Below are 26,434 nucleotides of genomic sequence, written 5' to 3' on the forward strand. Positions count from 1 at the left end.
GCCGACGCTCACGTGCCTCGCGTGACACGTGTGACACGGCAACAATTTCCCTGTTGACCTGGAGCTTTGACGAGCCGTCGGGCTCCCCGGATGTCAGTGCCCGGCAGTAAAATGGAGGCAGTGTTCGAGGGCAGGCGCCGATCCCCGGTGCGTGCCCTTACCGCGACAGGAGGAAGCCTGTGCCCGCCGCCGCCCTGAAGCCGAAGCCGTTGCCGACCCAGTCCACCCACCGGCGTCCCGTGCTGTTCGACTCGCCCTACGAGCCCGTGGCGAAGCGGCCCCTGCCCGCCGGCCGGCCGCGCGAGTGGTACGTCGCGCACAACCGGCGCCTGAAGGCCATGCGCCTCGCGATAGCCCTGCTCGACTCCGGGGTCCACCTGCCGGGCCAGGCCCCGGACGAGACGATCCGCGGCACGGCGGAGCGGATCGGGATGCGCCCGCCGTCCGACACCACGTGCCACATGGTGCGCGCGCTGATGCGCTACTCGCGCTGAGCCGGGGCCGGGTGCCCCGCGGTCCGCCGCGGGGCACCCGGCGCCGTCACGCCGCCAGTTCCCGCTCCAGCGGGGTGCGCAGGCGCGGGGTGACCCGGGTCGCCCCCAGCAGCCCGCGCAGCCGCTCGGCCTCCGCGGCCACCGCGGCCGTCGCCTCCCGGCGGTCGCCCTCCCCGGGGATCCGCCAGACGATCTCGCCGTCCGCGCGCTGCGCCCAGCCGCCCACCACCCGGCCGTTCCACCACACCGTCGGGCCCACATTGCCGCTGCGGTCGAAGAGCAGGGGCCGCAGTGCCGGGTCCAGATACCAGTCGCGCTGCTGCCAGCCCATCGCCGTCGGGTCCAGCGCGGGCAGCAGCGCCGCCCAGGGCTCCGCGGGGTCCGCCACCGGCTCCGCGTCGCCCGCGGCGACGTACCCCGGGCCCTCGTCCAGCGACACCGTCTCGGCGCCGATCGCGGTCAGGGCGTGGCGGACCTCGGTGACCCGCCAGCCGGTCCACCACTTCAGATCCGCCTCGGTCGCCGGACCGCACGCCCGCAGCCAGCGGCGCAGCAGACCGGCCTGGGCCTCGGCCACGTCCAGCCCGGGGTGGGGCGGGGCGGGAGCCCAGCGGAACTGGCTCGACGTCCAGGAGCCGAGCGGCCGGCCCCGGACCACCTTGCCCTCCACACCCATGAGGCGCAGCAGCCGGGTCGACACCGTGTGGACACCCTCGTAACTCTTGCCCGCCGCGTACACGAACTGCTCGCGCAGGCGGGGCTCGTCCGCGGCCAGCTCCACCGCCGTCGCCTGGCCGCGCCGGGCCAGTGCGGCAAGCGTCGCCTCCTCGACCTCCGCCAGCCAGGCGGCGTCCGGGGCGCCGGCGCTCGCCATGTCCCGGAGCAGGGCCGCGCGGGCCCGGGCGGCCACCGTCAGGTTCGTCGACGCGTGGACGGCGGCCGTCAGCTCGGCCGGGAACACGAACACCGTGTGCCGCATGCCGTGCATCCGCACCAGCGTGCGGTCCTCGTACAGCGCCCGCTCCGTCTCCGGGACCGCCTTGGCGGGGTCGGTCAGCCGTGCGGTCACCGCCAGGAAGACCGTCGCCGGGTCCGTGCCGTGCAGGGCCACCAGCGAGTCCGCGACCTCCTCGGGCGTCGCCGCCCGCGCCTGCCCCCCGAGGCGGTGCCGCAGGGCCAGCCGGGCCCGCCGCTCCGCCACGCCGATGTGCCGCCGTCCGTCCGTCATGCCGGCCTCCCCTTGGCTCACGATCCCTTGCCCGTATGGTCCCGGACGCCGCTGACAGCGGCGTCCTGCTCGGCGTGGAAAACCGGATGCACCGGCGGTCACACCCTCCCTACGCTGAACAAACGGAGGCGAAACAGACACGCTCCGCACACTCCACCCTTTCCCCCTTCACCCCAACGGAGGTCCGTCATGCGTGGCATCGTCGCGTCCGGGACCGTCGTCCTGGTGGTCCTCGGAATCGGTGACCATCTCTGGTGGCTCGCCGCCGTCGCGCTGCTGTACCTGTACGCGACGCACCGGCCCGGCACCCCCCGTACGACCCCGCCGCCGGGGCCCGCCGCCCCGCCCGACAGCTACCGCACGTACCGCGACCGCCGGGACCGGCAGGCCCGGTGGGAGCGCCGCTACCGCCGTGAGCGGCCGTTCGAGGTCCGCCGGCAGGAGCGCGAGAAGAGCAGGTGAGCAGGGGCGCCGCCGGTCACAGGCCGGGGGCGCCCCACACCGGGAACCACCGGCTCAGGTCCTGCTCGATCCGCAGATCGTCCGCGAGCGCCGCCTTCACCTGGAGTTCCAGCGCGCCGTCCCGCCGTTCGGCGGCACCGGGCAGGGGAGCGAACGGATAGAACGTGCCGCGCTTGTAGAGGTACACGAGCGCCAGCACCCGGCCGGTGCCGTCCGCGAACCCGGCGAGCGAGCACAGCAGTTGTGGGCCGAAGCCGTTGACCTCCATCGCGCTGTTCACCGCGTGCAGGTCGTTGACCAGTTCCGGCAGTTCGCCGGGGGAACGGCGCGACACCAGCCAGGAGTAGCCGTAGCCGTCCCGGCTCAGCTCCACCGGCGGGCCGGTGCGGCCGGCGTCCGCGTCCAGCAGCGCCTGCACCTCACGGTGGGTCTGTTCGAACGCCGCCCCCTCCACGGTGGCGAAGCACACCGCCCCGTCCCCGGTGGGGGCGAAGCCGGCCGCCGCCTGCAGCGTCACGGCCGCCGAGGGCAGCGCGAAGAGCTGGTCGAGGTCGGGCACGACCGGTTTCGTACGGCCCAGCAGGATGTCCAGCAGCCCCACCGCTCACCCCGCCTTCCCCGGTGTGGCGGCCTCGCCCAGCTCCGCCGAGATCCGGCCCAGCTGCTCCAGCCGTTGTCCCAGGGTCGGGTGGGTGGAGAAGAACCGCTCGATGCCGGGGTCCCGGCCGGTCGCCGGGGTGAAGTAGAACGCGTTGAACGCCTGGGCCGTACGCAGGTCCTCGGTCGGGATCCGCGCGATGTCGCCGGAGACCTTGGTCAGCGCCGACGCCAGCGCCGAGGGCCGGCCCGTCAGATGCGCCGCCGCGCGGTCGGCGGCCAGCTCCCGGTACCGGGACAGCGCCCGGATCAGCAGGAAGCTGAGCGCGTACACGGCCACCGAGACGCCGATCACGGCGGCGAAGACGGCGGCGGTGTTCTGGTCCCGGCGGCCCCCGCCGAACACCTGGGAGTAGAAGGCGAACCGCACGATCAGTCCGGCGATCACCCCGAGGAAGGACGCCACCGTGATCACGGCGACGTCCTTGTGCGCCACGTGCGACAACTCGTGCGCGAGCACCCCCTCCAGCTCCGCCGGCTCAAGCCGCCGCAGCAGCCCGGTGGTCACACAGACCACGGCGTGGTCGGGATTGCGCCCGGTCGCGAACGCGTTCGGCATGTCCATCGCGGACACCGCGACGACCGGCTTGGGCATGTCCGCGATCGCGCACAGCCGGTCCACCACGGCGTGCAGCTCCGGGTACTCCTCGCGTTCCACGACCCGGCCGCGCATGGCGAACATCGCGATCCGGTCGGAGAACCAGAACTGCGCCACGAACATCGCCGCGACCAGGACGGCGACCAGCACCCAGGACTTCAGCAGCACGATCAGCGCGGCGACGAAGCCCACGTACAGCAGACCGAGCAGGAACAGCGTCAGACCCATGCGCACGGTCAGCCGCCGGTCGCTCCGGAAGCGGCTCTGCATCTTGCATCACCCCGCAGTCAGGCACTCGCCCCGCTGTCCAGTGTGCACCCGCCGATTCCCGTGCAGCCCATGAAGGGGTACGGAACGGTTCCAGGAGGGGCAAAGGGGGTCCGCGGGGCGCCGGACGCGGGGTGCGGCGGCCGGGACGCGGGCGTCAGTAGGGGGAGCGCAGCTGGGCGTAACCCAGCAGCACGATCACCACGGCCACGCAGCCGAGCACCACGGCCGTCGACACCCACGACGACCGGCGCGGCGCCGCCGCGTCCGGGTCGGCGCGGAAGGGGGCCGGGTCCGGCGGGTTCTCCTTCCAGCGGGCGGCGAGCATCCGGGCCCGGGCGGAGGGCTCCTTGTGCTCGGCCGAGTTCGCCCAGGTGTGGTCGAACTCGCGCTCCCAGTCGTCCTGTTCCGACATCCCCGTTCAACCTCTCTCGTCCAGCAGAGTCCGGAGGGATGATCCCCCGACAATAGGAAGCCTGGGAAGCGGCAAAGGTTGCCCAGGGGGTGCGAGCCGGTCAGCCGGAGTGGCGGAAACGGCTGCGGTACTCGGTCGGGGTCGTGTCGAGCCGGCGCCGGAAGGCCCGGATGAGTGTGTCCGTCGTACCGAAGCCGCACGCGCACGCGATGCGTTCCAGGGTGTCGTCCGTGGTCTCCAGCCGGTTCCGCGCCGCTTCGACGCGGGCCGCCTCGATGTAGGCGGCCGGGGTCGTGCCGAGTTCCGTCTTGAAGACCCGGGTGAGCTGGCGTTCGCTGACGTGGGCATGGGCGGCGAGATCGGCGATGGTCAGCGGCTCGGCGATGCGCTCGGTGACGAAGTGGCGCAGCTCCGCCATGCGCCGGGTCGTCGAGACGGGCTCGATCGGCACGCTGAACTGGCTCTGCCCGCCCGGCCGCTTCAGGTACATGACCAGCTGACGGGCCACCCGCAGGGCGACGGCCTCGCCGTGGTCCTCGGCGACGAGCGCGAGCGACAGGTCCAGGCAGGCGGTGATGCCCGCCCCGGTCCACACCCCGCCGTCGCTGATGAAGATCGGGTCGGCGTCGACCTCGACCGCAGGGTGGTCGGCGGCGAGCTGCTGCGCGGTCGACCAGTGGGTGGTGGCCCGCCGGCCGTCGAGCAGTCCGGCGGCGGCGAGCAGATGGGCCCCGACGCAGACGGACGCGACGCGCCGGGTCCGGCCGGCGAGCGTCTTCACCCAGGCGACGACGGCCGGATCGGTCAGGGCGTGCACCCGGCGCTGCGCGTCGACCTCGACCGAGCCGGGCACCAGCAGGGTGTCGACGGTGCGCCGGGCCGCCTCCGCGAAGGTGATGTCGGGCAGCACCCGCACCCCGGCGGCGGTGGTCACCGGGTCCATGGTCTCGGCGGCCAGGACCACCTCGTAGCCGGCCGCGTCGTCCGTCTCCCGGCGCAGCAGGGCGAACACCTCCGGCGGACCGGTGACGTCGAGCAGGTCGACGCCGTCGAACAGCATGATGACGATGAACCGGCGGACGCCGCTCACGTGATCTCCCCTCGGCGCACCGCCGGGGCGACCGCCCGGCGCATGTCCGGATCTGCAAGTTACATGTCATTGCTGCCATGCGGGGCGGCTCATAGCGTGGTCGTCGTACCCACGACACCTCGGAAGAAAGGGCAGTCATGCCCACCACGACGCTCCGCGAACTGAACGGCTTCGACCAGACCCCGGCCTCGCTCGCCGGCTCGACGCTGATCATGGTCGACTACCAGAACACCTACACGCAGGGCGTGATGGAGCTGGAGGGCTGGGACGCCGCCCTCGACGCCGCGGCGGGCCTGCTGGCCAGGGCGCGGGCCGCGGGCGCCCGGGTCGTCCACGTCATCAACGACGGCGGCGAGGGCACCCCCTACGACGTCCGCGCCGAGATCGGCCGGATCCATCCCCGTGTGGCCCCCGCCGACGGCGAGCCCGTCGTCGTCAAGGGCGTGCCCAACGCGTTCATCGACACCGACCTCGCCGAGCACGTGGACGCCGCAGGCCACAAGGACGTGGTGATCGCCGGCTTCATGACCCACATGTGCGTGCTGTTCACCGCGCAGGGCGCGTTCCTGCGCGGCAACCGGCCCACCGTGGTGGCCGACGCCTCCGCGACCCGGCCGCTGCGGACGGCGGTCGCCGAGGTCAGCGCCGAACAGGTCCACCACGGCGCGCTCGCCACCATCGAGGACCTCTACGGCGTGGTCGTCCCGTCGGCCTCCTCGCTCGGCTGAGGGTCCGGGACCGGGGCTCCGGCCGAATCTCCCGGTCGGATTTCTGAATTCCCGGTTTACGATGTGTGAATGATTCCGGAATGCGCGACTCGGAATGCCGTACTCCGAATTCCCGGGACCGAATCCTGCATTCCGGATTTAGATGCAGTCTGATCACACAGCCGATCATTCGAACCGCTGTGTCATCGCCCCGTGTCTTTCTCCGTGCACGGCCGTATAGCGTCCTGAGTCATGGGAGCGGAAGGGGATCCGCTCCCTTTCAGGAGGGGGAACGACACACATGGCCACACGCAGGAGATTCATCGGCGCCGCCACCGCGGCCGGTGCGGCGTCGCTTCTCGGGAGCGTGCCGGGAGCCGCGTACGCCGACACCGCCGCCACGGACGCGGAGCGCGAACGGCAGGCGCGGGACGCGATCCGCGCCGTCAACGCCGACATGCGGCGCAACTACGCGGCCCTCAAGGCCGACCTGACCACCCGGCTCGGCCCGGTCGTCATCGTCCAGAACGACGCCCGGGGCGGCCTCTACACCCTGGTTCACCAGGGAGAGCAGGAGTCCCTGCACCCCGTCGCCGAGACCTTCGAACTCGCCAAGTCGATCGCCCACGTCCCGCTGGGTCTGTTCTCGGTGCTCGCGCCCTACCTGAGCAGCCGGGTGCCGGCCGCGCACAGCGCCGACATCGACCCGCACGACCTCGCCATGGTCGCCGCCAAGGGCCCGCGCGACGAGGGCTGGATCCCGCCGCTCCAGGACTTCTCCCGCACCCTGGACACCGCCCGCGCACGACTGCAGGACGCGCACCTGCCGAAGGACCTCGAGGGCTCGTGCGCGAAGATCCTGGACCGGGCGCACGAGTTCATCGCGAACGCGACCCGCACCCGCTCCTTCGACATGAAGTCGTTCGAGGACTTCTCGGGCGGCGTGTACCCGAACGTCCGCACCAACATGTACTTCGCGTCCAAGGCGCAGATCGAGGGCGTCGGCGACCTCATGACCCGCTGGCGCAGGAAGCTCGGCGAGGACGCCTGGCGCGGTCTGTACGTCGTCGTCCTGTCGATCTGGACGACGTCCGTCCTGAACCAGAACAGCATCATCATCAAGAACTACATGGACCCGGCCAAGGTCGACACCCACCTGATCGACCTGGCCACCGCGGAACTGCCCGCCGACCCGGTCCATGTGGCTCTGGACAATCTCGCGCGGATCGTGCAGGACAACATCGCCGCGGAAATGGTCTTCTCCACCGACCAGGAAGTCGCCGACGCACTCAAGGGAAAGCAGGACCTGCTCTCCGAGGAAATTCTGCGGCTGCTCGGCGGGACCGGCGCGAATTCCGTGGCCGGCGCGAACCAGCTGGTCTGTCCTTTCCGCAACAAGACGGCGGGCGGCACCACGGTAATGGCGTAGGCCGCGTGGGAAGACATGAAATTCTCGCTCGCACGCCATCGCGCGGCACACCTGTGGACACTCGCCGGTCTCGCGCTCCTCGCCCTCAACCTGCGGGCGGCCGTCACCGGCGTCCCGCCGCTGCTCGACGATCTGCAGCGCACGCTCGGGCTCAGCGGAACGCAGGCCGGTCTCCTGACCACCCTGCCCGTGTTGTGCCTCGGGCTGTTCGCCTCGCTCGCCCCGCCGCTGGCCCGCAGGGCCGGCGGCGAGGCGGCCGTCGCGGGCGCCCTCGCCCTGCTCACCACCGGCATCCTGGTACGGGCACTCCCGTCGCAGGTGTCGCTGTTCACCGGCACCGTACTGGCGGGGGCGGGCATCGCCCTCGGCAACGTGCTGCTGCCCGCCGTCGTCAAGCGTCACTTCGCCGGCCAGGTGGGACCCCTCACCGGTCTGGCCATGATGCTGATGGCGGGCGGCGGCGCCGTCGCCGCGGGCCTGGCGGTGCCGCTGTACGACCACGCGGGCCGGCGGGTGGCCCTCGCGGTGTGGGCGGCACCGGCCCTGGCCGCCGCCCTGCTGTGGGCCGCACTGGCCGCCCGCCGCCGAGAGAACCCTCCCGGCGCCGCCCACCCACCCACCCCCACAACCACCCCGGCACCCCCCGACGACTCCCGGCCGGTCGGCCCCGGGACCGCCCCGGTACTCCCCGACGACTCCCGGCGGGTCGGCCCCGGGACTGCCCCGGTACTCCCCGAGGACTCGCGGCCGGTCGGCCCCGGGACCGCCCCGGTACTCCCCGAGGACTCGCGGCCGGTCGGCCCCGGGGCCGACCCCGCGCCCCCGGGGGGCTCCCTGTGGCGCTCGCCGCTCGCCTGGGCGGTGGCGGGCTACCTGGGCATGGTGTCGTTGCTGTTCTATGCGCTGACGGCCTGGTTGCCCGAGGTCATGCGGGACCGTGGGGTCGCCCCCGCGGAGGCCGGGGCGATGGTCTCGGTCATGCAGCTCATCGGGATCCCGCTGGGACTCGCCGTCCCGGTGCTCGCGGCTCGCCGGCCGACGCAGCGCTCGCTGGTCACCGGCATCGCCGTGGCGAAGGCGGTCGGCCTGCTCGGGGTGCTCCTGCTCCCGCAGGCGGCCTGGCTGTGGATCTGCGTCCTCGGCACCGCCACCGGCAGCGCCTTCCCGCTCGCGTTCACCCTGCTCACCCTGCGGTCACCGAACCCGCAGGTCGCCGCCCGGCTGTCCGGCATGGCACAGGCCGGCGGCTACCTGGTGGCCGCGGCGGGCCCGCTGGCCGTCGGTCTGCTGCACGGCGTCACCGGCGGCTGGGCGGTGCCCCTGCTGTTCCTGCTCGTGCTGGTGGTCCCGGAGGCGCTGTTCGGCCTCCCGGCCGCCGGCCCCGGCTTCGTCCCCCACGAGCCAGGTGATCACGGTGAGTCGGGTGAGCACAGTGAGCCGGGTGACGACGGTGAGCCGGGCGGCGCCGGCACCACCGAACTGGCCGCCCTCCAGAAGACCCGCTGAACACCGCCGCCATCAGCACAGAGGCCCAGGCGCTCTCCCGGGAGAGCGCCTGGGCCTCTGTGTTCGTCGCGGGGCGTGCGGTCACTCAATGTGCCCCGTCACGTGCCTTCTCCATCGTCTTCCACGCGTCGATCCGCTCCTGGCGGGACCTGCGCAGATCTTGTTCAGGGAACGGATCCCTGGATCGGCCCGCCCACTGGCGCAGATAAGTTCCCTTGCCGCCCGGCACGTCACGTACGGCGGTGACGATCATGCAGTCCCCTGCGAACTGCTTGAAGTCGCCGGAGAGCCACTTGCCTTGACGGGGCTCCACGGCTTGGGCGAGCTTCGTGCCGTCCTCGTCGTAGATGACGATCTTCTGCGGGCCCATGCGGGGGACGCAGGAGCCCGGCGTGGGGCCGTCGTCCGCATTCTCACCCGGCACGACGCCCACCTCGTACGCGGTGAACGGAGTGCGATCGACCCAGGGCTGCCAGACTCCCACCACGATGCCGAGCGTGACGACGCACGCGCCCACGATCACCGCGCGCCGGGCTGTGCGCACCCTCGGTTTCCCAGGCTCCGGCGGTGCCTCGGACAGCGACGGTGATCCCGAGTCGTTCACAGGCCCCCCTCATCCCGGGAAAGATCATCATAAGGGCGAGTGACGGTCAAGCCGCCTGTCGACGCCGGACAGGCCTCTGACCCACCGGGCTCGGCTCGCGAGGGGCCGGGTACGCGGTGTACGACAAAGCCGTCGGCCGGCACTCAGCGAGGCGGAGTGCCGGCCGACGGCCCACAGCTGGTCCAGGGGAGCGGTTGCCCGCTCCGGCCTGGGGCGATGTCACACGTCGAAGTACAGCTCGAACTCGTGCGGGTGCGGGCGCAGCTGGAGCGGGGCGATCTCGTTGGTGCGCTTGAGGTCGATCCACGTCTCGATCAGGTCGGACGTGAACACGTCGCCCTGGAGGAGGAACTCGTGGTCGGCCTCCAGCGCGTCGAGGACGGCGTTCAGCGAGGTCGGGACCTGGGCGACGTTCGCGTGCTCCTCGGGAGCCAGCTCGTACAGGTCCTTGTCGATCGGCTCGGCCGGCTCGATCTTGTTCTTGATGCCGTCCAGACCCGCGAGGAGCAGGGCCGAGAAGGCCAGGTACGGGTTGCCGGAGGAGTCCGGGGCGCGGAACTCGACGCGCTTGGCCTTCGGGTTGGAACCCGTGATCGGGATACGCATCGCGGCGGAGCGGTTGCGCTGCGAGTACACCAGGTTGATCGGCGCCTCGAAGCCCGGGACCAGGCGGTGGTACGAGTTCACCGTCGGGTTGGTGAAGGCCAGCAGCGACGGGGCGTGCTTGAGGATGCCGCCGATGTAGTAGCGGGCCGTGTCCGACAGGCCCGCGTAACCGGCCTCGTCGTAGAACAGCGGGTCGCCGTTGGCCCACAGCGACTGGTGCACGTGCATGCCCGAGCCGTTGTCACCGAAGATCGGCTTCGGCATGAAGGTCGCGGTCTTGCCGTTGCGCCAGGCCACGTTCTTCACGATGTACTTGAAGAGCTGCAGGTCGTCCGCGGCGGCGAGCAGGGTGTTGAACTTGTAGTTGATCTCCGCCTGGCCGGCGGTGCCCACCTCGTGGTGCTGGCGCTCGACCTTCAGGCCCTGCTTGTCCAGCTCCAGGGAGATCTCGGCGCGCAGGTCGGCGAAGTGGTCGACCGGCGGGACCGGGAAGTAACCGCCCTTGTAGCGGACCTTGTAACCACGGTTGTTCTCCAGGGCGCCGGTGTTCCAGGCACCCGCCTCGGAGTCGATGTGGTAGAAGGACTCGTTCGCGCCGGTCGCGAAGCGGACCGAGTCGAAGACGTAGAACTCGGCCTCGGGACCGAAGTACGCGGTGTCCGCGATACCGGTCGACGCGAGGTAGGCCTCCGCCTTCTTCGCCACGTTGCGCGGGTCACGGGAGTACTGCTCGCCCGTGATCGGGTCGTGGATGAAGAAGTTGACGTTGAGGGTCTTGTCGCGGCGGAACGGGTCCACGCGGGCGGTGGACAGGTCGGCGCGCAGCGCCATGTCGGACTCGTGGATGGCCTGGAAACCGCGGATCGACGATCCGTCGAAGGCCAGCTCCTCGTCCGGGTCGAACGCCTCGACGGGCACCGTGAAGTGCTGCATGACGCCCGGCAGGTCGCAGAAACGGACGTCGACGAACTTGACGTCCTCGTCCGCGATGAACTTCTTGGCCTCGTCGGCGTTCTGGAACATCCAGCTCCTCCTACTCCCGACCGTCCTCGCCGGGGTGGTAGATCGTTCGTGCGGCCAGTGCGGTGGCACACGCTGGTCTCGACCCTAGGGACGGGTGATTTCTCGGGCGTGACCCGTTTGTTTCGCAGAAGTTAACCGGCCACCTGTCCACCGTAGCCCCGACACACCCCTGCGCGTAGTGCCCGAAACCGGGCACAGTACCGTGGACGCGTGGACAAGAGGCAGGCAATGGGATCGTGGCTCTCCGGGCCGCGCGCGGCCATGGAAGAGGCGGGCGCCGACTTCGGATACCGGGGCGAGCAGCTCGGTCTCCCGGAGCAGGGGCCGAACTCGATCGCACGGCCCGGACGGCGCCTCGGCGCCCTCGCCGTGGACTGGGCGCTGTGCGTCCTTATCGCATACGGCCTGGTCACGCACGGCTACAGCCCCGCTACGAGCAACTGGGCGCTCGGCATCTTCTTCGTCCTCGGCGCCCTCACCGTCGGCACGGTCGGCTCCACGCCCGGCAAGCGGCTCTTCGGCCTGCGCGTCGTGGCCCTGGAGACCGGCACGGTCAGCCCCGGCCGCGCCCTGCTGCGCACGGTCCTGCTGTGCCTGGCGATCCCCGCGCTGGTCTGGGACCGCGACGGCCGCGGCCTGCACGACCGGCTCGCGAAGACGGTCGAGGTACGGATCTGACCCCCTGAACCCGGTGGTCTGACCCCCTGAACCCGGTGTTGACCCCCTGAACCCGGTGGCCGGCAGCCACCGGGTTCACCCGGTGCCCTTTTCCGCTTCCGCGCCGGCCCGTCCGCTCGGCACGGCGCCCCTTCGAGCCCCGGCGCCCCTCACCGCCCCGGGCACGTCCGCTCAGCGTCGGCGCAGTACGTCCGCCAGCACTCCCCGCAGCTCGCCCTCCGGGTCCCCGGCCGCGCCGGCGGAGCGCCAGGCCACGAACCCGTCCGGCCGTACCAGCACCGCCCCGTCCGCCGTCGTGCCGTGCGCTGCCGCCCAGTCCCCGCCGCCTCCCTGGGCCTCCCCGTCGTACGTCAGGTCCGCGTCCGCCCCGGCACCGATCCGGTACGCCTCCAGACGTACGCCGTCCGTGCCGGCGATGCGCCGGGCGGCGGCGTGCCAGGCCGCGCCGGCCGCCGACCCCGCGTCGCAGAGCAGCACCAGCGACCGCTCGTAGAGGTCGACCGTGGAGACCCGCTCGCCCCCGCGGCGCAGCCACAGGTGCGGGGCCCGGCTGCCCGGGTCCGCGGTCAGCCGCACCCCTTCGGGTACGACCGGCTGGGACTGGTCGGCGCCCAGGACGGCGCCCTCCAGATAGCGGTAGGCGAGCACGACCGGGAGGATGCCGCTGCGCGGCCCGCCGCCCACACCGGGGGTGGGGGCGAAGCCGGGGTGGCTGTGCTCCACCGAGCGGGCCGAGGCGCGGGCGCTGGTGGCCATGGCGACCGGCCGGCGCTCGGTGTCGTAGGTCTCCAGCAGCCCGGGCCCGGCCCAGCCCTCCAGGACGGCGGAGAGTTTCCAGGCCAGGTTGTGGGCGTCCTGGATGCCGGTGTTGGAGCCGAAAGCGCCGGTCGGGGACATTTCGTGGGCCGAGTCGCCGGCGAGCAGCACCCGGCCGGCCGTGTACCGCTCGGCGACGCGTTCGGCGGCGCGCCAGGACGCCTTGCCGGTGATCTCGACGTCGAGGCCGGGGACGCCGACGGCCAGGCGGATGTGCCGTTGCAGCCGCTCCTCGGTGAACTCCTCCAGCGTCTCGCCCTGCTCCGGGTGCCAGGGGGCGTGGAAGACCCAGTGCTCCTTGTTGTCGACGGGCAGCAGCGCGCCGTCCGCCTCGGGGTTGGTGAGGTAGCAGCAGATGAACCGCCGGTCGCCGACGGTGTCCGCGAGCAGCTTGGAGCGGAAGGTGACGCTCACGTTGGCGAAGAGGTCGCCGGGGCCGCTCTGCCCGATGCCGAGTCTGCGCCGCACCGGGCTGCGCGGGCCGTCGCAGGCGACCAGGTAGTCCGCGCGGACCGTGTACAGCTCGTCGCTGTCGCGGTCCCGGACGAACGCCGTCACTCCTTCGGGGCCCTGCTCGAAGGACTCCAGTTCGTGGAAGTAGCGGAGGTCGCCGCCGAGCGCCCGAGCCGCCTTCAGGAGCACCGGTTCCAGGTCGTTCTGGCTGCACAGGCACCACGTCGTGGGGCTGAACCTCGCGAGTCCGCCACCCGGGTCGATCTGCCGGAAGAGCCACTCGCCCGCGTCACCGACCAGGGTCGGGGTCTGCAGGATGCCGTGGTTGTCCGCGAGGAGCGAGGCCGCCGACTTGATGTCCGGCTCGATGCCGGCCACCCGGTACAGCTCCATCGTCCGCAGGTTGTTGCCGCGGCCACGCGGGTGGATCGAGGTCCCGGAGTGCCGCTCGACGAGCATGTGGGGTACGCCGAGACGGCCCAGGAACACGGACAGGGACAGGCCCACCAGAGAGCCGCCCACGACGAGGACGGGGACCTGGTGATCGGCTTTCTGCTGCATCAAGGCTCCAGTGGCAGGGGTGGGGATGTGGGGCGCTCTGGTGTTTCTGTGCCCTCTGGGAGGCCTTCCGCGTGCTCAATCACCCACGTGGTTCACGCGAGTCGCGCATACCGCGGGAAGGGGCACAGGATCAAGAAGCGCTGACGTCGCGTCATCGGCGGCCGGCGTTCGCCCCTGCCCCCGTCAAGGAGATGCGCAGCAATGACCACCATGTCGGAAAAGCTTTCGGACCAGTTGACGCACCAGGTGTCGACACGGGTCTCCCAGTCCGTGTTCGACGGCTCCCGTCTCCGGGTCGTCCTCCTCGTGGACGTCCACGACGGCGCCCAGCAGCAGTTCCTGGAGGCTTACGAGCAACTGTGCAACCAGGTGGCGCAGGTGCCCGGCCACGTCAGCGACCAGCTGTGCCAGTCGATCGAGAACCCCTCCCAATGGCTCATCACGAGCGAGTGGGAGAGCGCCCCGCCGTTCCTCACCTGGGTGAACAGCGAGGAACACGTCCGGATGGTGGAACCGCTGCACAGCTGCGTCCGGGACACCCGGTCGCTGCGCTTCCACGTCGTCCGCGAGACGGGTGCGGAACCGGCCGGGGCCGCGGCCCGGCGCCGGCTCCAGGCCTCCCCGCGGATCGGCGACGGTGTCATCCGGCACGCGCTGACCTTCACGGTCAAGCCGGGCAGCGAGAAGGAGGTCAAGCGGATCCTGTCGAACTACGCCTCGCCCGAGGCACGGGTCGACGAGACCACCCGGCTGTGCCGCACCTCCCTGTTCATGCACGGCAACCGGGTCGTGCGGGCCATCGAGGTGCGCGGCGACCTGCTCGCGGCGCTGCGCCACGTCGCCCGGCAGCCCGAGGTACGGGCCGTCGAGGAGGCCATCAACCCCTACCTGGAGCAGGAGCGGGACCTCAACGACCAGGAGTCCGCACGGGTGTTCTTCACCCGGGCGGCGCTGCCCGCCGTGCACCACGTCACCGCGGACGAGAACACCGAGGGCGAGCGGCGGGCGCTCTACTACCCGGCCCGGCCGGACAGCGGGATGCGGCTGGCGGAGCTGCTCGCCCAGCAGGACACCGCGGCGGCGGACGACCCGGACAGCCCCGTCCTGCGCAGCACGATCTTCCAGCGCGACGACGTCGTCGTACGGCTGGTCGACGTACGTCCCGGTCTGGGCGCCCGCGCCGGACTGCCCGAGCCGGCGCGGCAGGCCGCGCTGAGTGCCCTGCTGGACGGCGAGCCCGTCGGCATGGACCTCGTCACCGACCGCCGTTCGCCGGACGCCTGACCCGGCCCGCTCAGCACACCAACGGAGGAACGCCGTGATCAAACCCCTTCCGAAGATCGTGGACCTCAGCGAGGTCGAGCCCAACACCCGGCGCGGCGGCGATCTGCGCGCCATGCTCACCCCGGCCACGGTGGGGTCCACCAGCGGATTCATGGGCGTGGCCATCATCAGCCCCGGCGACCGCATCGGCGAGCACTACCACCCGTACTCCGAGGAGTTCGTGTACGTCGTCTGCGGCCAGCTCGAGGTGGACCTGGACGGCGAGCCGCACCCGCTGCGGCCCGAGCAGGGCCTGATGATCCCCATCAACATGCGGCACCGCTTCCGCAACGTCGGCAACGTGGAGGCGCGGATCGTCTTCCACCTGGGGCCGCTGGCCCCGCGGCCGAGCCTCGGCCACGTCGACACGGAGGAGACGGAGGCCGTCGCCGCCGAGCCGGCCGGCCGGGAGCAGGTCCGGTCATGAGCCGGCGCGTGGCGGTCACCGGTATAGGCATCGTGGCCCCGGGCGGGATCGGCGTGCCGGCCTTCTGGGACCTGCTCGCAGACGGCCGTACCGCGACGCGGGGCATCACGTTCTTCGACCCGGCCGGGCTCAGGTCCCGGATCGCCGCCGAGTGCGACTTCGAGCCCGCCGCGTACGGCCTGGACGCCGAGCAGGTCGAGCGGGCGGACCGGTACATCCAGTTCGCCCTGGTCGCCGGCGAGGAGGCGGTCCGGGACTCCGGGCTCGACCTCGCCCGGGAGGATCCCTGGCGGGTCGGTGTCTCGGTGGGCACCGCCGTCGGCGGCACCACCCGGCTGGAGCACGACTACGTCCTGGTCAGCCATCGCGGGCAGCGCTGGGACGTCGACCACGCCGAGGCGGAGCCGCAGCTGCACCGGGCGTTCTCGCCGAGCACCGTGGCCTCCGCGGTGGCGGAACGTTTCGGCGCCCAGGGTCCGGTGCAGACCGTCTCCACCGGCTGCACCTCCGGCCTGGACGCCGTCGGATACGCCTTCCACACCGTCCAGGAAGGCCGCGCCGACATATGCATCGCGGGAGCCTCGGACTCCCCCATATCCCCGATCACCATGGCCTGCTTCGACGCGATCAAGGCCACGTCGCCGAACAACGATGACCCCGCGCACGCCTCCCGGCCCTTCGACAACAACCGTGACGGCTTCGTCATGGGCGAGGGCGGCGCGGTGCTCGTCCTGGAGGAACTGGAGCACGCCCGGGCCCGCGGTGCACACGTCTACTGCGAGTTCGGCGGCTACGCCACCTTCGGCAACGCCTACCACATGACCGGTCTGACCAAGGAGGGCCTGGAAATGGCACGGGCCATCGACACCGCCCTCGACCAGGCCCGGCTCGACCCGACGGCGATCGACTACGTCAACGCGCACGGCTCCGGCACCCGGCAGAACGACCGCCACGAGACGGCGGCCGTGAAGCGGGCCCTCGGCCACCACGCCTACGACACCCCGATGAGCTCCATCAAATCGATGGTGGGGCACTCCCTCGGGGCGATCGGCGCCATCGAACTGGTCGCCTGTGTGCTGGCCCTCGCCAAGCAGGTCGTACCGCCGACCGCCAACTACGAGATCCCCGACCCCGAATGCGACCTGGACTACGTCCCGCGGGTCGCCCGCGAACGCAAGCTGACCAGCGTGCTGTCCGTGGGCAGCGGATTCGGCGGCTTCCAGTCAGCGGTGATCCTGACCCGGCCCAGGGAGTGAGGACAACACGATGAGCGAACCACAGGACCGGCGTGCGGCCGTCACCGGCATCGGGGTGGTCGCGCCCAACGGCACCAGCACCGACACCTTCTGGAAGGCCACCCTGGAGGGCCTCAGCGTCCTCGACAGGGTCACCCGTGAGGGCTGCGAGCACCTTCCCCTCAAGGTGGCCGGTGAGGTCCGCGCCTTCGAGCCGGCGGCCACGATCGAGGAGCGCTTCCTCGTCCAGACCGACCGGTTCACGCACTACGCCATGGCCGCGGCCGACTTCGCGCTGGACGACGCCCGGCTCGCGCTGGCCGACATCCCCGACGCGCCGTACTCCATCGGCGTGGTCACCGCGGCCGGCTCCGGCGGCGGCGAGTTCGGCCAGCGCGAACTCCAGCAGCTGTGGGGCAAGGGCAGCCGGTTCGTGGGCCCCTACCAGTCCATCGCCTGGTTCTACGCCGCGAGCACCGGCCAGGTCTCCATCCGCCGCGGCTTCAAGGGACCCTGCTCGGTCGTCGCCTCCGACGAGGCCGGCGGCCTGGACGCCCTCGCCCACGCGGCACGGGCGGTGCGGCGCGGCACCGATGTGATCGTGGCCGGCTCCACCGAGGCACCGCTCGCGCCGTACTCGATGGTGTGCCAGCTCGGCTACGACGAGCTGAGCCGCGAGGAGGACCCGTCCCGGGCGTACCGCCCGTTCACGGAGGGCGCCTGCGGGTTCGTGCCGGCCGAAGGCGGTGCCATGCTCGTGGTGGAGGCGGCGGTCGCGGCCCGGGAACGCGGCGCCGACCTCCGGGCCCTCGTCGCGGGACACGGAGCCACCTTCACCGGCGCCTCCCGGTGGGACGACTCCCGGGACGGTCTCGCCCACGCCGTCCGGCAGGCACTGCAGGAGGCCGACTGCGCCCCCGAGGAGATCGACGTCGTCTTCGCCGACGCCCTCGGGGTCCCGGAGGCCGACCGGGCCGAGGCGCTGGCGCTCGCCGACGCCCTCGGCGCGCACGGCACCCGGGTCCCGGTCACCGCGCCGAAGACCGGGATCGGCCGGGGGTACTGCGCGGCCCCCGTGCTGGACACCGCGGCGGCCGTGCTGGCGATGGAGCACGGCCTGATCCCGCCGACGCCGAACGTCTTCGACGTCTGCCACGACCTCGATCTCGTGACGGGCAGCGCCCGCGTCGCCGAACTACGGACGGCACTGGTCCTCAGCCGTGGACTCATGGGGTCGAACTCGGCGCTGGTGCTGCGAGCCGGCACCGCGCTGTGAGTACAGCAAAGGAGGAGAACATGCCCCAGATCACCCTGGAAGAACTCGCCGCGCTGATGAAGAAGGCCGCCGGGGTCACCGTCAGCCCGCAGCAGCTCCAGGACAAGCCCGACACCGGCTTCGACGTCCTCGGCGTCGACTCGCTGGGCCTGCTCGGCATCGTCGGCGAACTGGAGAACACGCACGGCACCCCGATGCCGGTCGACGCGGAGCGCTGCAAGACACCGCAGCAGTTCCTGAACCTCGTCAACAGCACCCTGATGGCAGGAGCCTGATATGGCAGGACACACCCGGAACGAGATCACCATCGCCGCCCCCCTCGACCTGGTCTGGGACATGACCAACGACCTGGAGCGGTGGCCGCAGCTGTTCAGCGAGTACGCGTCCGTCGAGGTCCTCTCCCGCGAGGGCCGGAAGACGACGTTCCGGCTGACCATGCACCCGGACGAGAACGGCACCGTGTGGAGCTGGGTCTCCGAGCGTGAGCCGGACCGCGACTCGCTCACCGTCACGGCACGCCGGGTGGAGACCGGGCCCTTCGCCCACATGAACATCCACTGGCAGTACGAGGAGGTGCCCGGCGGCACCCGGATGGTCTGGACCCAGGACTTCGAGATGAAGCCGGACGCCCCCGTCGACGACGACTGGATGACCGACAACATCAACAAGAACTCCAAGATCCAGATGGCCCTGATCCGGGACAAGATCGAGAAGGCGGCCGCCGGTCACCGGCCCGCCCCCGCCCTGGCCGACTGAGCCGGACGACAGGAGACGACCGTGCACCAGGCCCTGATCGTCGCCCGCATGGCCCCGGGCTCCGCCCCCGACATCGCCAAGGTGTTCGCGGAGTCCGACCGGGGAGAGCTGCCGCACCTCGTCGGAGTGGTCCGGCGCAGCCTCTTCCAGTTCGGCGATGTGTACATGCACCTCATCGAGTCCGAGCGCGAGCCCGGACCGGCCATCGCCAAGGTCACCTCGCACCCGGAGTTCAGGGAGGTCAGCGACCGACTTCAGGCGTACGTCAGCGCGTACGACCCGGAGACCTGGCGGTCCCCGAAGGACGCCATGGCACAGCGCTTCTACGTCTGGGAGCGCGACGCCGGCGCCTGATCCCCCGTCCGGACCACCGGTGCCGGGCCCGCGTCGGACGCGGACCCGGCACCGGTGTGCTCGGAGGGGGCGTCGCTCACACGGAGACCGTGCAGTCGAACGCGTGCAGGAACGGGTTCACCGGCCGGATGTCCCCGACGGTCAGGCCCGCGGCCGTGAGCCGGGCGACCATGCTGTCGGTGGTGTGCTTGGCCCCGCCCACGTTCAGGAGCAGCAGCAGGTCCATCGCCGTGCTGAACCGCATCGACGGGGTGTCGTCGACGAGGTTCTCGATGACCACGACCCGGGCGCCGGGGCCGCCCGCCTCGACGACGTTGCCCAGCAGCCGGGTGGTGGACTCGTCGTCCCACTCCAGGATGTTCTTGATGATGTAGACGTCGGCCTCGACCGGCACGGACTCGCGGATGTCACCGGGCACGATCCGCATCCGGTCCGCGAGGTCGCCGCCCTCGCGCAGCCGCGGCAGGGCGTTCTCCACCACCCGCGGCAGGTCCAGCAGGCTGCCCCGCATGGCCGGGTACTTGTCCAGCAGGCAGGCCACCACGTGCCCCTGCCCGCCGCCGAGGTCGGCGACCGAGCGGCTGCCGGACAGGTCGAGCAGGGCCGCCACCTCCCGCGCCGACTGCTCGCTGGAACGGGTCATGGCCCGGTTGAAGACGTCCGCGGACTCGGGGGCGTCCTCGTTGAGGTAGTCGAAGAACTCCTTGCCGTAGAGGTCCTCCACGACGTTCTTCCCGGTGCGCACCGCCTCGTCCAGCCGGGGCCAGGCGTCCCAGGTCCACGGCTCGGTGCACCACATGGCGATGGCCCGCAGGCTGTTCGGGTCGTCCTCGCGCAGCAGCCGGGACATCTCGGTGTGCGCGAACGACCCGTCGGGCCGCTCGGTGAAGACGCCGTAGCACGACAGGGCGCGCAGCAGCCGGCGCAGCGGCTTGGGTTCGGTGTGCACCGCGGCCGCCAGGCCTTCCGCGGTCATGGGAGCGTCGCCGAGCGCGTCGGCCACGCCCAGCCGGGCGGCGGCGCGGACTGCGGCGGCACACGCCGCCCCGAACACCAGCTCGCGCAGCCGCATCGAGGGCGGAGGGGTGGGGGGTGCCGCCGCCTGGTGCGGTGCCGAGACCTCGGGGGATGGTGCGGTCATGTGCCGCCTTCCTTCCTTGCGTGGGTGGGTTACGGCCGTCCGGTCAGCACAGCCCCGCGGGCTTGGAGACCAGGCAGTGGTTGGCGTCGAAGGCGTTGTTGCGCTTGGTGGCTTCCTGGTTGACGAGGTCCGCCGGGGAGTTGTTCTCCAGGTGGTTGCTCGTGACCCGGTTCTTGTCGCTCGTGACGCCCACGAAGCTCTTGAACAGGACGATGCCGCCCGACAGCGGGGACTTGCCCTTGTGCCCGACGACCCGGTTCCCCATGACGAGCGTCTTCTCGGTGCCGGTCAGGACGATGCCGGAGCCCTGCAGGTAGGGCAGCCGGGCGGTCTTCTTGCAGTACTTGTTGTTCTGCGTGACCAGGTTCTCGCTGACGGTCATGGATCCCGCCTTCGGCTTGTTCTCGTCGCCGACGACGAACACGCCCGCGCAGTTCGCGGTGACGTAGTTGTGCGTGACGGTGAGGTTGCGCAGCCGGCGGACGGTGATGCCGATCCGGTTGTCCGCGAGGTAGTTCTCCTCGACGAGAGCGCCCTTGCTGTCCTTGGCGCCCTGCTCGGCCTTGACGTTGTTGGCGAGGAACAGGCCGGCGTCCCCGTTGCTGCGGGCGGTGTTCTCGCGGAAGACCCCGCGGGTGGAGTGTTCCTCGGCGATGCCCCACTGGCCGTTGCCGTCCGCGGTCACGTGCTCCACGGTCAGCCGGTCGGTGCCCATGGACCACAGACCGGTCTTGGCGAACCCGGTCACCTTCAGGTCGGCGACGGTGACGTCCCGCAGGGCCTTGTTCTTGCCCCCGACCACGCAGATGCCGTTGCCGGCCCCGAGGCAGGTGACGGAGGCCTTCGTGCCACCGGTCGCGGACTTGGTCTTCTTGGGCGGCATGATCACCGTGCGCTGGCCCACACCGCGCAGCGTCAGCCCCGGCGTCTTCACCGTGACGCTCTCCCGGTAGGTGCCGGCCAGTACGAGCACCGTGTCACCGGACTTGGCGGCGTTGACCGCCTTCTGGATCGACTGCCCCGGCCGCACCATGAGGGTCTGGTGCGCGGCGGACGCAGGGGTCGCGCCGATGAACGCACCGACGAGGGTCGTGGCGCAGGCGAGGTATGAAATATGGCGTTTTGTCACATGCCGAGGCTAGAAGCGCAAGGCCCGATCAACGGCCGCATACTCCATTCAGCGGCGTGTCAGCGACGCCAGGCCACGACGGCGCCCCGAAAGAGGCGCGGGGAACCACGAGACCGGCCACGACGGCGCCCCGAAAGAGGCGCGGGGAACCACGAGACCGGCCACGACGGCGCCCCGCAAGGGGCGCGGGGAACCACGAGACCGGCCACGACGGCGCCCCGCAAGGGGCGCGGGGAACTGCGCGACCGGCCACGACGGCGCGGTGGACGGTGGACGGCGGACGACCTGACGCGGCGCGACACGACCCGCACAGCGCAACAGCCCCGCACCCGAAACGGGCACAGGGCTGTGATCCGGCAGCAGCGGAGCGCTCAGCGCCCCCGAGGGCCACCCTTCGGCAGCTTCATGCCCTTCGGCATGGGCCCCTTCGGCAACGGCATGTTGCTCATCAGGTCCCCCATGGCCCGCAGCCGGTCGTTCGTGGCGGTCACCTGCGGCCCGGTCAGCACCCGCGGCAGCTTCAGCATGGTCGTGCGGAGCTTCTTCAGCTCGACCTGGCCCTCGCCGGTGCCGACGATCAGGTCGTGCACCGGCACGTCCGCGACGATGCGGTTCATCTTCTTCTTCTCGGCCGCCAGCAGGCTCTTGACCCGGTTGGGGTTGCCCTCGGCGATCAGCACGATGCCGGCCTTGCCGACCGCCCGGTGCACGATGTCCTGGCTGCGGTTCATCGCCACCGCCGGAGTGGTGGTCCAGCCCCGGCCGATGTTGTCCAGCACGGCCGCCGCGGCACCCGGCTGGCCCTCCATCTGGCCGAACGCGGCCCGCTCGGCCCGGCGGCCGAACACGATCGCCGTCCCCAGCAGGGCGACCAGCAGGCCGAAGATGCCCAGGTACCAGGGGTGGTCGATCAAGAAGCCGATCGCGAGGAAGACACCGAAGGTGCCGATGCCGACGGCCGCGAGTACAAGACCGATCTTCTTGTCGGCCTTGCGGGTCATCTTGTACGTGAGGGCGATCTGCTTCAGTCGCCCTGCGTTCGCGGCGTCCGCCGCGGTTTCCTTCCTCGCCATGCCACGAAGTCTACGTGCCCCCGGAAGCGCAGACGACGGCAGTGCCCGGCGGGACGTCAGGGGCGGTCGGCGGCCCGGTCCAGGACCCGCTGGGCCTCGACCCGGTCCTTGGCCCGGCGGCGGTCCTCCAGGACGGAGGTCCAGGCGTTGCGGCGGGCGGTGCGCTGGCCGCTGCTCATCAGCAGCGACTCGACGGCGCGCAGGGCGGCGGAGAAGGACGGGATGGCGGTGGCGCGAACCGGCGCGGCCTGCATGATCGGGATCCCCCTTGGGAGCGATGGCGATACGGGGCGTGATACCAGAGTCACTGATTGGTGTTACCAGGGCGTGTCCGGGCGGTCAAACACCGATGAAACCTTGATGCGGCGAGCCGGAACGCGAACGCGGCCCGGACGGCGTCCTCATCAGCGAGGACGGTCGGGACCGCGTCGACTCGGCCATTACTGGCCAGTAATCACTTGTGCGCGAATTCACACGCGCCGGGCTCAGACCGCCTGGACGGCGATGTAGTCCCCGCGCTTCTCGACGGCCATCTGGTACAGCCGCCCGGCGCGGTACGAGGACCGCACCAGCGGGCCGGACATCACACCGGAGAAGCCGATCTGCTCGGCCTCCTCCTTCAGCTCCACGAACTCCTGCGGCTTCACCCAGCGCTCCACCGGGTGGTGGCGCACGGACGGACGCAGGTACTGGGTGATGGTGACCAGCTCGCAGCCCGCGTCGTGCAGCTGCTTCAGCGCCTCGCTGATCTCCTCGCGGGTCTCGCCCATACCGAGGATCAGGTTGGACTTGGTGACCAGACCGAAGTCGCGGGCCTCGGTGATCACCTTCAGGGAGCGCTCGTAGCGGAAGCCGGGGCGGATCCGCTTGAAGATCCGGGGGACGGTCTCGACGTTGTGCGCGAAGACCTCGGGGCGGGACTCGAAGACCTCGGCCAGCTGCTCGGGGACCGCGTTGAAGTCGGGGGCCAGCAGCTCGACCTTGGTGCGGCCGCCCTCGCGGCCGGCCGTCTGCGCGTGGATCTGGCGCACGGTCTCGGCGTACAGCCAGGCACCGCCGTCCTCCAGGTCGTCACGGGCGACGCCGGTGATGGTGGCGTAGTTCAGGTCCATGGTGACCACGGACTCACCCACGCGGCGCGGCTCGTCACGGTCGAGCGCCTCGGGCTTGCCGGTGTCGATCTGGCAGAAGTCGCAGCGCCGGGTGCACTGGTCGCCGCCGATGAGGAAGGTCGCCTCGCGGTCCTCCCAGCACTCGTAGATGTTCGGGCAGCCGGCTTCCTGGCAGACCGTGTGCAGGCCCTCGCTCTTCACGAGGTTCTGCATCTTCGTGTACTCGGGACCCATTTTCGCCCGGGTCTTGATCCACTCGGGCTTGCGCTCGATGGGGGTCTGGCTGTTGCGGACCTCCAGGCGCAGCATCTTGCGTCCGTCGGGTGCGACTGCGGACACGACCGGCTCCCTAAGCTTTGATTCCTCGGCGCACACCAGGGTACGCCCGTGTTCATTGCGCCCCGCCCCGGAGATCAACCTCTCCGTCGCAGGGCGCATTCCCCGGTCAGGCGGAGGCCTTCTCGATCTCCCGCGGCTTGAGGTCCGCGTTCTCCAGGATGTCCTTCAGGTGCTTCTCGATCACCGGCAGGACCTCCTCGATGGTGATGTCCCGGCCCAGCTCGGCCGCGAGGGAGGCGACGCCCGCGTCCCGGATGCCGCACGGGATGATGCGGTCGAACCACTTCATGTCGGGGTTCACGTTGAACGAGAAGCCGTGCATCGTGACGCCCTTGGCCACGCGGATGCCGATCTGGGCGATCTTCCGGTCCTCGCGCCGCTGGCCCGCGTTGGAGGGGGCGTACTCGGGGCCGTTCAGCCGGGGGTCGAACTCCTCGTCCTGCAGCCGCGGGTCGAAGTCCAGGGACAGCCCGCCGAGGGCCGGCCGCTGCTCGACCGGGTCGCCGAGCACCCACACCCCGCTGCGGCCCTCCACCCGGGTGGTCTCCAGACCGAACTCGGCGCAGGCGCGGATGATCGCCTCCTCCAGCCGCCGTACGTGCGCGACCACGTCCACCGGGCGGGGCAGCTTCTGGATCGGATAGCCCACCAGCTGGCCGGGGCCGTGCCAGGTGATCTTGCCGCCGCGGTCCACGTCGATGACCGGGGTGCCGTCCAGCGGGCGCTCGCTGTCCTCGGTGCGCCGGCCGGCCGTGTACACCGGGGGGTGCTCCAGGAGGATCACGGTGTCGGGGACCTCGTCGGCGAACCGGGCCGCGTGCACCCGGCGCTGCTCGTCCCACGCCTCCTGGTAGTCGACGGCGTCCGCGCCGAACCCCATACGGACGAACCGCAAATCACTCACGGCAAGCGCCTCCCTCAGCGAACCGGTGTGTCAGGCACGTAACGCGCCCACGTCACTGTACGTCCGTCCGGCCTACGTCAGCCCGGAGGGCGTTCCTCACACGATCGGATGAATGCGCAGCGAAGTGTGCGATCGTCTGCTCACTCTCCGCTACATTCGCGCCGTTCGTGAGGCCATAAGGGCTGCTCAAAGGCAATCCGGGCACTTCAGAGGCCCGGAAGGCAGGAGACCGCACCGCAGATGACGGACCGACCCGCGCAGCGCACCCCCAACCGCCAGCTCGCCGCGCTCATCGCAGAAGCGGGGTTCTCCAACGCGGGTCTGGCTCGTCGCGTCGACCAGCTCGGTCTGGAGCACGGGCTGGACCTCAGATACGACAAGACCTCCGTCACCCGCTGGCTGCGCGGGCAGCAGCCACGGGGCACGACCCCCGCCCTCATCGCCGAGGTGTTCACCCGCCGGCTCGGGCGCCGGCTCACCGCCCAGGACCTCGGGCTGGACGCGTGCGCGCCGGTGTACGCGGGGCTGGAGTTCGCGGCCACTCCCGAGGAGGCCGTCGACATCGTCAGCGGGCTGTGGCGCAAGGACTCCGGCAGCCACGCCGAGCTGCGCAAGATCGCGTTCACCCCGGCCGGGCTGGTCGTGCCGAGCCGGGACTGGCTGATCGGCAAACCCGACGACAGGGTGGCCCGCGAGCCGCTGCCCCGGGTGCCCGCGCAGGCCCGGCCCGGCGCGGCCAAGCCCCAGCTCCGGCCGGGGCTGCCGGTGCCGCCGCGGGTGCGGGTGAACTCGGAGCGGGCCCCCGGTCACAAGGTCACCGGCGGTGACATCGCCGCGCTGCGCTCGGTGGGCGAGCTGTTCCGCACCCTGGACGACCGGTTCGGCGGCGGCCACGCCCGGCAGGCGCTGGTGCGCTACCTGGAGCACGAGTGCGAGCCGATGCTCCGCGGCAGCTACGACGAGCAGACCGGCCGCCGCCTGTTCGGTGCCGCGGCCGATCTGACCCGGCTGGCGGGCTGGACGTCGTACGACATCGCCGCGCACGGACTCGCCCAGCGGTACTTCGTGCAGGCCCTGCGGCTCGCCCAGGCGGCCGGTGACCGGGCGTACGGCTCCTTCGTCCTGGTCACCATGAGCCGCCAGGCCGTCTATCTCAGCCACGGCAGGGAGGCCGTGCAGCTGGCCCGGGTCGCCCAGCAGGGCGTGGGCACGGGCGCTCCGCCGGTCGTGCAGGCGCTGCTGCACGCCGCAGAGGCGCGGGCGCACGGGGTGCTGGGCGAGGTGCGGGCGTGCACCGCGGCGCTCGTCCGGGCCGAACGCGCCCTGGAGGCGGCCCGGGCGGGGGACGAGGTGCCGTACTGGGCCGCGTTCTTCGACGAGGCGCAGCTCGCCGACGAGTTCGGACACTGCCACCGGGATCTGCAGCAGTTCCGGGCCGCCGCCCAGCACGCCGAGCGTTCCCTCCAGCTCCGGGCGCCCACGTACGCCCGCAGCCGGCTGTTCTGCCGACTCGTCCTCGCCACCGCCCGCCTCGGGCTCGGCGAACTCGACCAGGCCTGCCTGCTGGCCGCGGAGGCGGCGGGCCAGGCTGCGGAGATGCGGAGCGCTCGCGCGATCGAGTACGTGCGGGAGTTCGAACGTCGCCTGGAGCCCTACAAGGACGCGGCACCGGTCCGCGGCTACCGCGAGAAGGTAGCCGCCCTGGGCTGACGCCACCCGCATGCCGAGCAGCGCCCGGTGAAGGCCGGAGACCAGACCAGTGCCCGGTGAA

General features: G+C 71.4%; 28 protein-coding genes. 14 read left to right on the top strand and 14 right to left on the bottom strand.

Features of this window, described 5'->3' with window-relative positions; translation table 11 throughout:
- The first annotated feature begins 179 nt into the window (after positions 1 to 179).
- Entirely contained in the window at positions 180 to 494 is a 315-nt protein-coding gene (locus JK359_RS03875) for a hypothetical protein (RefSeq protein ID WP_201831559.1), read from the top strand.
- 46 nt (positions 495 to 540) lie between these two features.
- Here JK359_RS03875 and JK359_RS03880 read toward each other — a convergent pair whose 3' ends face one another.
- Positions 541 to 1,722: a winged helix DNA-binding domain-containing protein gene (locus JK359_RS03880; protein ID WP_201831560.1), complete on the bottom strand. Its 1,182-nt coding sequence runs from the start codon at positions 1,720 to 1,722 to the stop codon at positions 541 to 543.
- Positions 1,723 to 1,911: 189 nt separating this feature from the next.
- Here JK359_RS03880 and JK359_RS03885 point away from each other — a divergent pair, with 189 nt between their 5' ends.
- Entirely contained in the window at positions 1,912 to 2,184 is a 273-nt protein-coding gene (locus JK359_RS03885; RefSeq protein WP_201831561.1) for a hypothetical protein, read from the top strand.
- Between the two features lie 16 nt (positions 2,185 to 2,200).
- On the opposite strand, the gene pspAB is transcribed toward JK359_RS03885, so the two are convergent.
- The 4 genes from pspAB to JK359_RS03905 form a co-directional block, all read right to left on the bottom strand.
- Positions 2,201 to 2,785 carry a PspA-associated protein PspAB gene (gene pspAB / locus JK359_RS03890; protein ID WP_201831562.1) on the bottom strand — a complete coding sequence of 195 codons (585 nt, stop codon included), beginning with the start codon at positions 2,783 to 2,785 and terminating at the stop codon, positions 2,201 to 2,203.
- Between the two features lie 3 nt (positions 2,786 to 2,788).
- Entirely contained in the window at positions 2,789 to 3,709 is a 921-nt protein-coding gene (htpX, locus tag JK359_RS03895) for a zinc metalloprotease HtpX (RefSeq protein WP_201831563.1), read from the bottom strand.
- A 154-nt stretch (positions 3,710 to 3,863) separates the two neighbouring features.
- Positions 3,864 to 4,121 (bottom strand): SCO2583/SCO2584 N-terminal domain-containing protein, encoded by a 258-nt coding sequence (locus JK359_RS03900; RefSeq protein WP_201831565.1) that lies wholly within the window; start codon positions 4,119 to 4,121, stop codon positions 3,864 to 3,866.
- A gap of 100 nt (positions 4,122 to 4,221) precedes the next feature.
- Positions 4,222 to 5,211: a GlxA family transcriptional regulator gene (locus JK359_RS03905; protein ID WP_201831572.1), complete on the bottom strand. Its 990-nt coding sequence runs from the start codon at positions 5,209 to 5,211 to the stop codon at positions 4,222 to 4,224.
- Between the two features lie 137 nt (positions 5,212 to 5,348).
- Here JK359_RS03905 and JK359_RS03910 point away from each other — a divergent pair, with 137 nt between their 5' ends.
- From JK359_RS03910 to JK359_RS03920, 3 genes are all read left to right on the top strand, one after another.
- Positions 5,349 to 5,939, top strand: coding sequence for an isochorismatase family protein (locus tag JK359_RS03910; protein ID WP_201831573.1), 591 nt, complete (start codon positions 5,349 to 5,351; stop codon positions 5,937 to 5,939).
- Between the two features lie 280 nt (positions 5,940 to 6,219).
- Entirely contained in the window at positions 6,220 to 7,347 is a 1,128-nt protein-coding gene (locus JK359_RS03915; RefSeq protein ID WP_201831574.1) for a hypothetical protein, read from the top strand.
- Positions 7,348 to 7,362: 15 nt separating this feature from the next.
- A complete protein-coding gene (locus tag JK359_RS03920; protein ID WP_201831575.1) occupies positions 7,363 to 8,853 on the top strand; it encodes an MFS transporter in 1,491 nt (496 codons plus the stop codon).
- Between the two features lie 85 nt (positions 8,854 to 8,938).
- Here JK359_RS03920 and JK359_RS03925 read toward each other — a convergent pair whose 3' ends face one another.
- On the bottom strand, positions 8,939 to 9,397 hold the full coding sequence (locus JK359_RS03925; RefSeq protein ID WP_201831576.1) for a hypothetical protein: 459 nt from the start codon (positions 9,395 to 9,397) through the stop codon (positions 8,939 to 8,941).
- A 279-nt stretch (positions 9,398 to 9,676) separates the two neighbouring features.
- The gene (gene glnA, locus JK359_RS03930) at positions 9,677 to 11,086 is read right to left on the bottom strand and encodes a type I glutamate--ammonia ligase (protein WP_201831577.1); all 1,410 of its coding nucleotides are present in this window, start codon (positions 11,084 to 11,086) and stop codon (positions 9,677 to 9,679) included.
- A 210-nt stretch (positions 11,087 to 11,296) separates the two neighbouring features.
- On the opposite strand from glnA, the gene JK359_RS03935 reads away from it, so the two are divergent.
- On the top strand, positions 11,297 to 11,764 hold the full coding sequence (locus JK359_RS03935; RefSeq protein WP_201831579.1) for an RDD family protein: 468 nt from the start codon (positions 11,297 to 11,299) through the stop codon (positions 11,762 to 11,764).
- A gap of 171 nt (positions 11,765 to 11,935) precedes the next feature.
- Here JK359_RS03935 and JK359_RS03940 read toward each other — a convergent pair whose 3' ends face one another.
- Positions 11,936 to 13,594, bottom strand: a complete 1,659-nt coding sequence (locus JK359_RS03940) for an FAD-dependent oxidoreductase (protein WP_201831581.1) — start codon at positions 13,592 to 13,594, stop codon at positions 11,936 to 11,938.
- A 201-nt stretch (positions 13,595 to 13,795) separates the two neighbouring features.
- Here JK359_RS03940 and JK359_RS03945 point away from each other — a divergent pair, with 201 nt between their 5' ends.
- Genes JK359_RS03945 through JK359_RS03975 form a run of 7 tightly spaced genes read left to right on the top strand, consistent with a single transcriptional unit; the run spans position 13,796 to position 18,965 of the window.
- The gene (locus tag JK359_RS03945; RefSeq protein ID WP_201831583.1) at positions 13,796 to 14,878 is read left to right on the top strand and encodes a SchA/CurD-like domain-containing protein; all 1,083 of its coding nucleotides are present in this window, start codon (positions 13,796 to 13,798) and stop codon (positions 14,876 to 14,878) included.
- A 34-nt stretch (positions 14,879 to 14,912) separates the two neighbouring features.
- Entirely contained in the window at positions 14,913 to 15,344 is a 432-nt protein-coding gene (locus JK359_RS03950; RefSeq protein ID WP_307787943.1) for a cupin domain-containing protein, read from the top strand.
- Positions 15,341 to 16,600: a beta-ketoacyl-[acyl-carrier-protein] synthase family protein gene (locus JK359_RS03955; RefSeq protein WP_201831585.1), complete on the top strand. Its 1,260-nt coding sequence runs from the start codon at positions 15,341 to 15,343 to the stop codon at positions 16,598 to 16,600. Before JK359_RS03950 ends, JK359_RS03955 begins: the two co-directional genes overlap by 4 nt.
- 10 nt (positions 16,601 to 16,610) lie before the next feature.
- Positions 16,611 to 17,855: a beta-ketoacyl synthase N-terminal-like domain-containing protein gene (locus JK359_RS03960; RefSeq protein ID WP_201831586.1), complete on the top strand. Its 1,245-nt coding sequence runs from the start codon at positions 16,611 to 16,613 to the stop codon at positions 17,853 to 17,855.
- A 20-nt stretch (positions 17,856 to 17,875) separates the two neighbouring features.
- On the top strand, positions 17,876 to 18,130 hold the full coding sequence (locus JK359_RS03965; protein ID WP_201831588.1) for an acyl carrier protein: 255 nt from the start codon (positions 17,876 to 17,878) through the stop codon (positions 18,128 to 18,130).
- Position 18,131: 1 nt separating this feature from the next.
- The gene (locus JK359_RS03970; protein WP_201831590.1) at positions 18,132 to 18,611 is read left to right on the top strand and encodes an SRPBCC family protein; all 480 of its coding nucleotides are present in this window, start codon (positions 18,132 to 18,134) and stop codon (positions 18,609 to 18,611) included.
- Positions 18,612 to 18,632: 21 nt separating this feature from the next.
- Entirely contained in the window at positions 18,633 to 18,965 is a 333-nt protein-coding gene (locus JK359_RS03975) for a TcmI family type II polyketide cyclase (protein WP_201831592.1), read from the top strand.
- Between the two features lie 76 nt (positions 18,966 to 19,041).
- Here the strand turns inward: JK359_RS03975 and JK359_RS03980 are convergent, their stop codons facing one another.
- The 6 genes from JK359_RS03980 to lipB form a co-directional block, all read right to left on the bottom strand.
- The gene (locus JK359_RS03980; protein ID WP_201831698.1) at positions 19,042 to 20,037 is read right to left on the bottom strand and encodes a methyltransferase; all 996 of its coding nucleotides are present in this window, start codon (positions 20,035 to 20,037) and stop codon (positions 19,042 to 19,044) included.
- 112 nt (positions 20,038 to 20,149) lie between these two features.
- On the bottom strand, positions 20,150 to 21,235 hold the full coding sequence (locus tag JK359_RS03985; RefSeq protein ID WP_201831594.1) for a right-handed parallel beta-helix repeat-containing protein: 1,086 nt from the start codon (positions 21,233 to 21,235) through the stop codon (positions 20,150 to 20,152).
- A 371-nt stretch (positions 21,236 to 21,606) separates the two neighbouring features.
- On the bottom strand, positions 21,607 to 22,308 hold the full coding sequence (locus JK359_RS03990) for a DUF4191 domain-containing protein (protein WP_201831596.1): 702 nt from the start codon (positions 22,306 to 22,308) through the stop codon (positions 21,607 to 21,609).
- A gap of 56 nt (positions 22,309 to 22,364) precedes the next feature.
- Entirely contained in the window at positions 22,365 to 22,562 is a 198-nt protein-coding gene (locus JK359_RS03995; RefSeq protein ID WP_201831597.1) for an SCO2195 family GlnR-regulated protein, read from the bottom strand.
- A 231-nt stretch (positions 22,563 to 22,793) separates the two neighbouring features.
- The gene (gene lipA, locus JK359_RS04000) at positions 22,794 to 23,759 is read right to left on the bottom strand and encodes a lipoyl synthase (RefSeq protein WP_201831605.1); all 966 of its coding nucleotides are present in this window, start codon (positions 23,757 to 23,759) and stop codon (positions 22,794 to 22,796) included.
- Positions 23,760 to 23,865: 106 nt separating this feature from the next.
- On the bottom strand, positions 23,866 to 24,663 hold the full coding sequence (gene lipB / locus JK359_RS04005; protein ID WP_201831607.1) for a lipoyl(octanoyl) transferase LipB: 798 nt from the start codon (positions 24,661 to 24,663) through the stop codon (positions 23,866 to 23,868).
- A 240-nt stretch (positions 24,664 to 24,903) separates the two neighbouring features.
- Between lipB and JK359_RS04010 the strand changes: the two genes are divergently transcribed.
- The gene (locus JK359_RS04010; RefSeq protein ID WP_201831609.1) at positions 24,904 to 26,373 is read left to right on the top strand and encodes an NsdA family TPR-like regulatory protein; all 1,470 of its coding nucleotides are present in this window, start codon (positions 24,904 to 24,906) and stop codon (positions 26,371 to 26,373) included.
- Positions 26,374 to 26,434: the final 61 nt, after the last annotated feature.

Origin of the sequence: Streptomyces actinomycinicus, from assembly GCF_016741775.1 — a bacterium.
Classification (GTDB): domain Bacteria; phylum Actinomycetota; class Actinomycetes; order Streptomycetales; family Streptomycetaceae; genus Streptomyces; species Streptomyces actinomycinicus.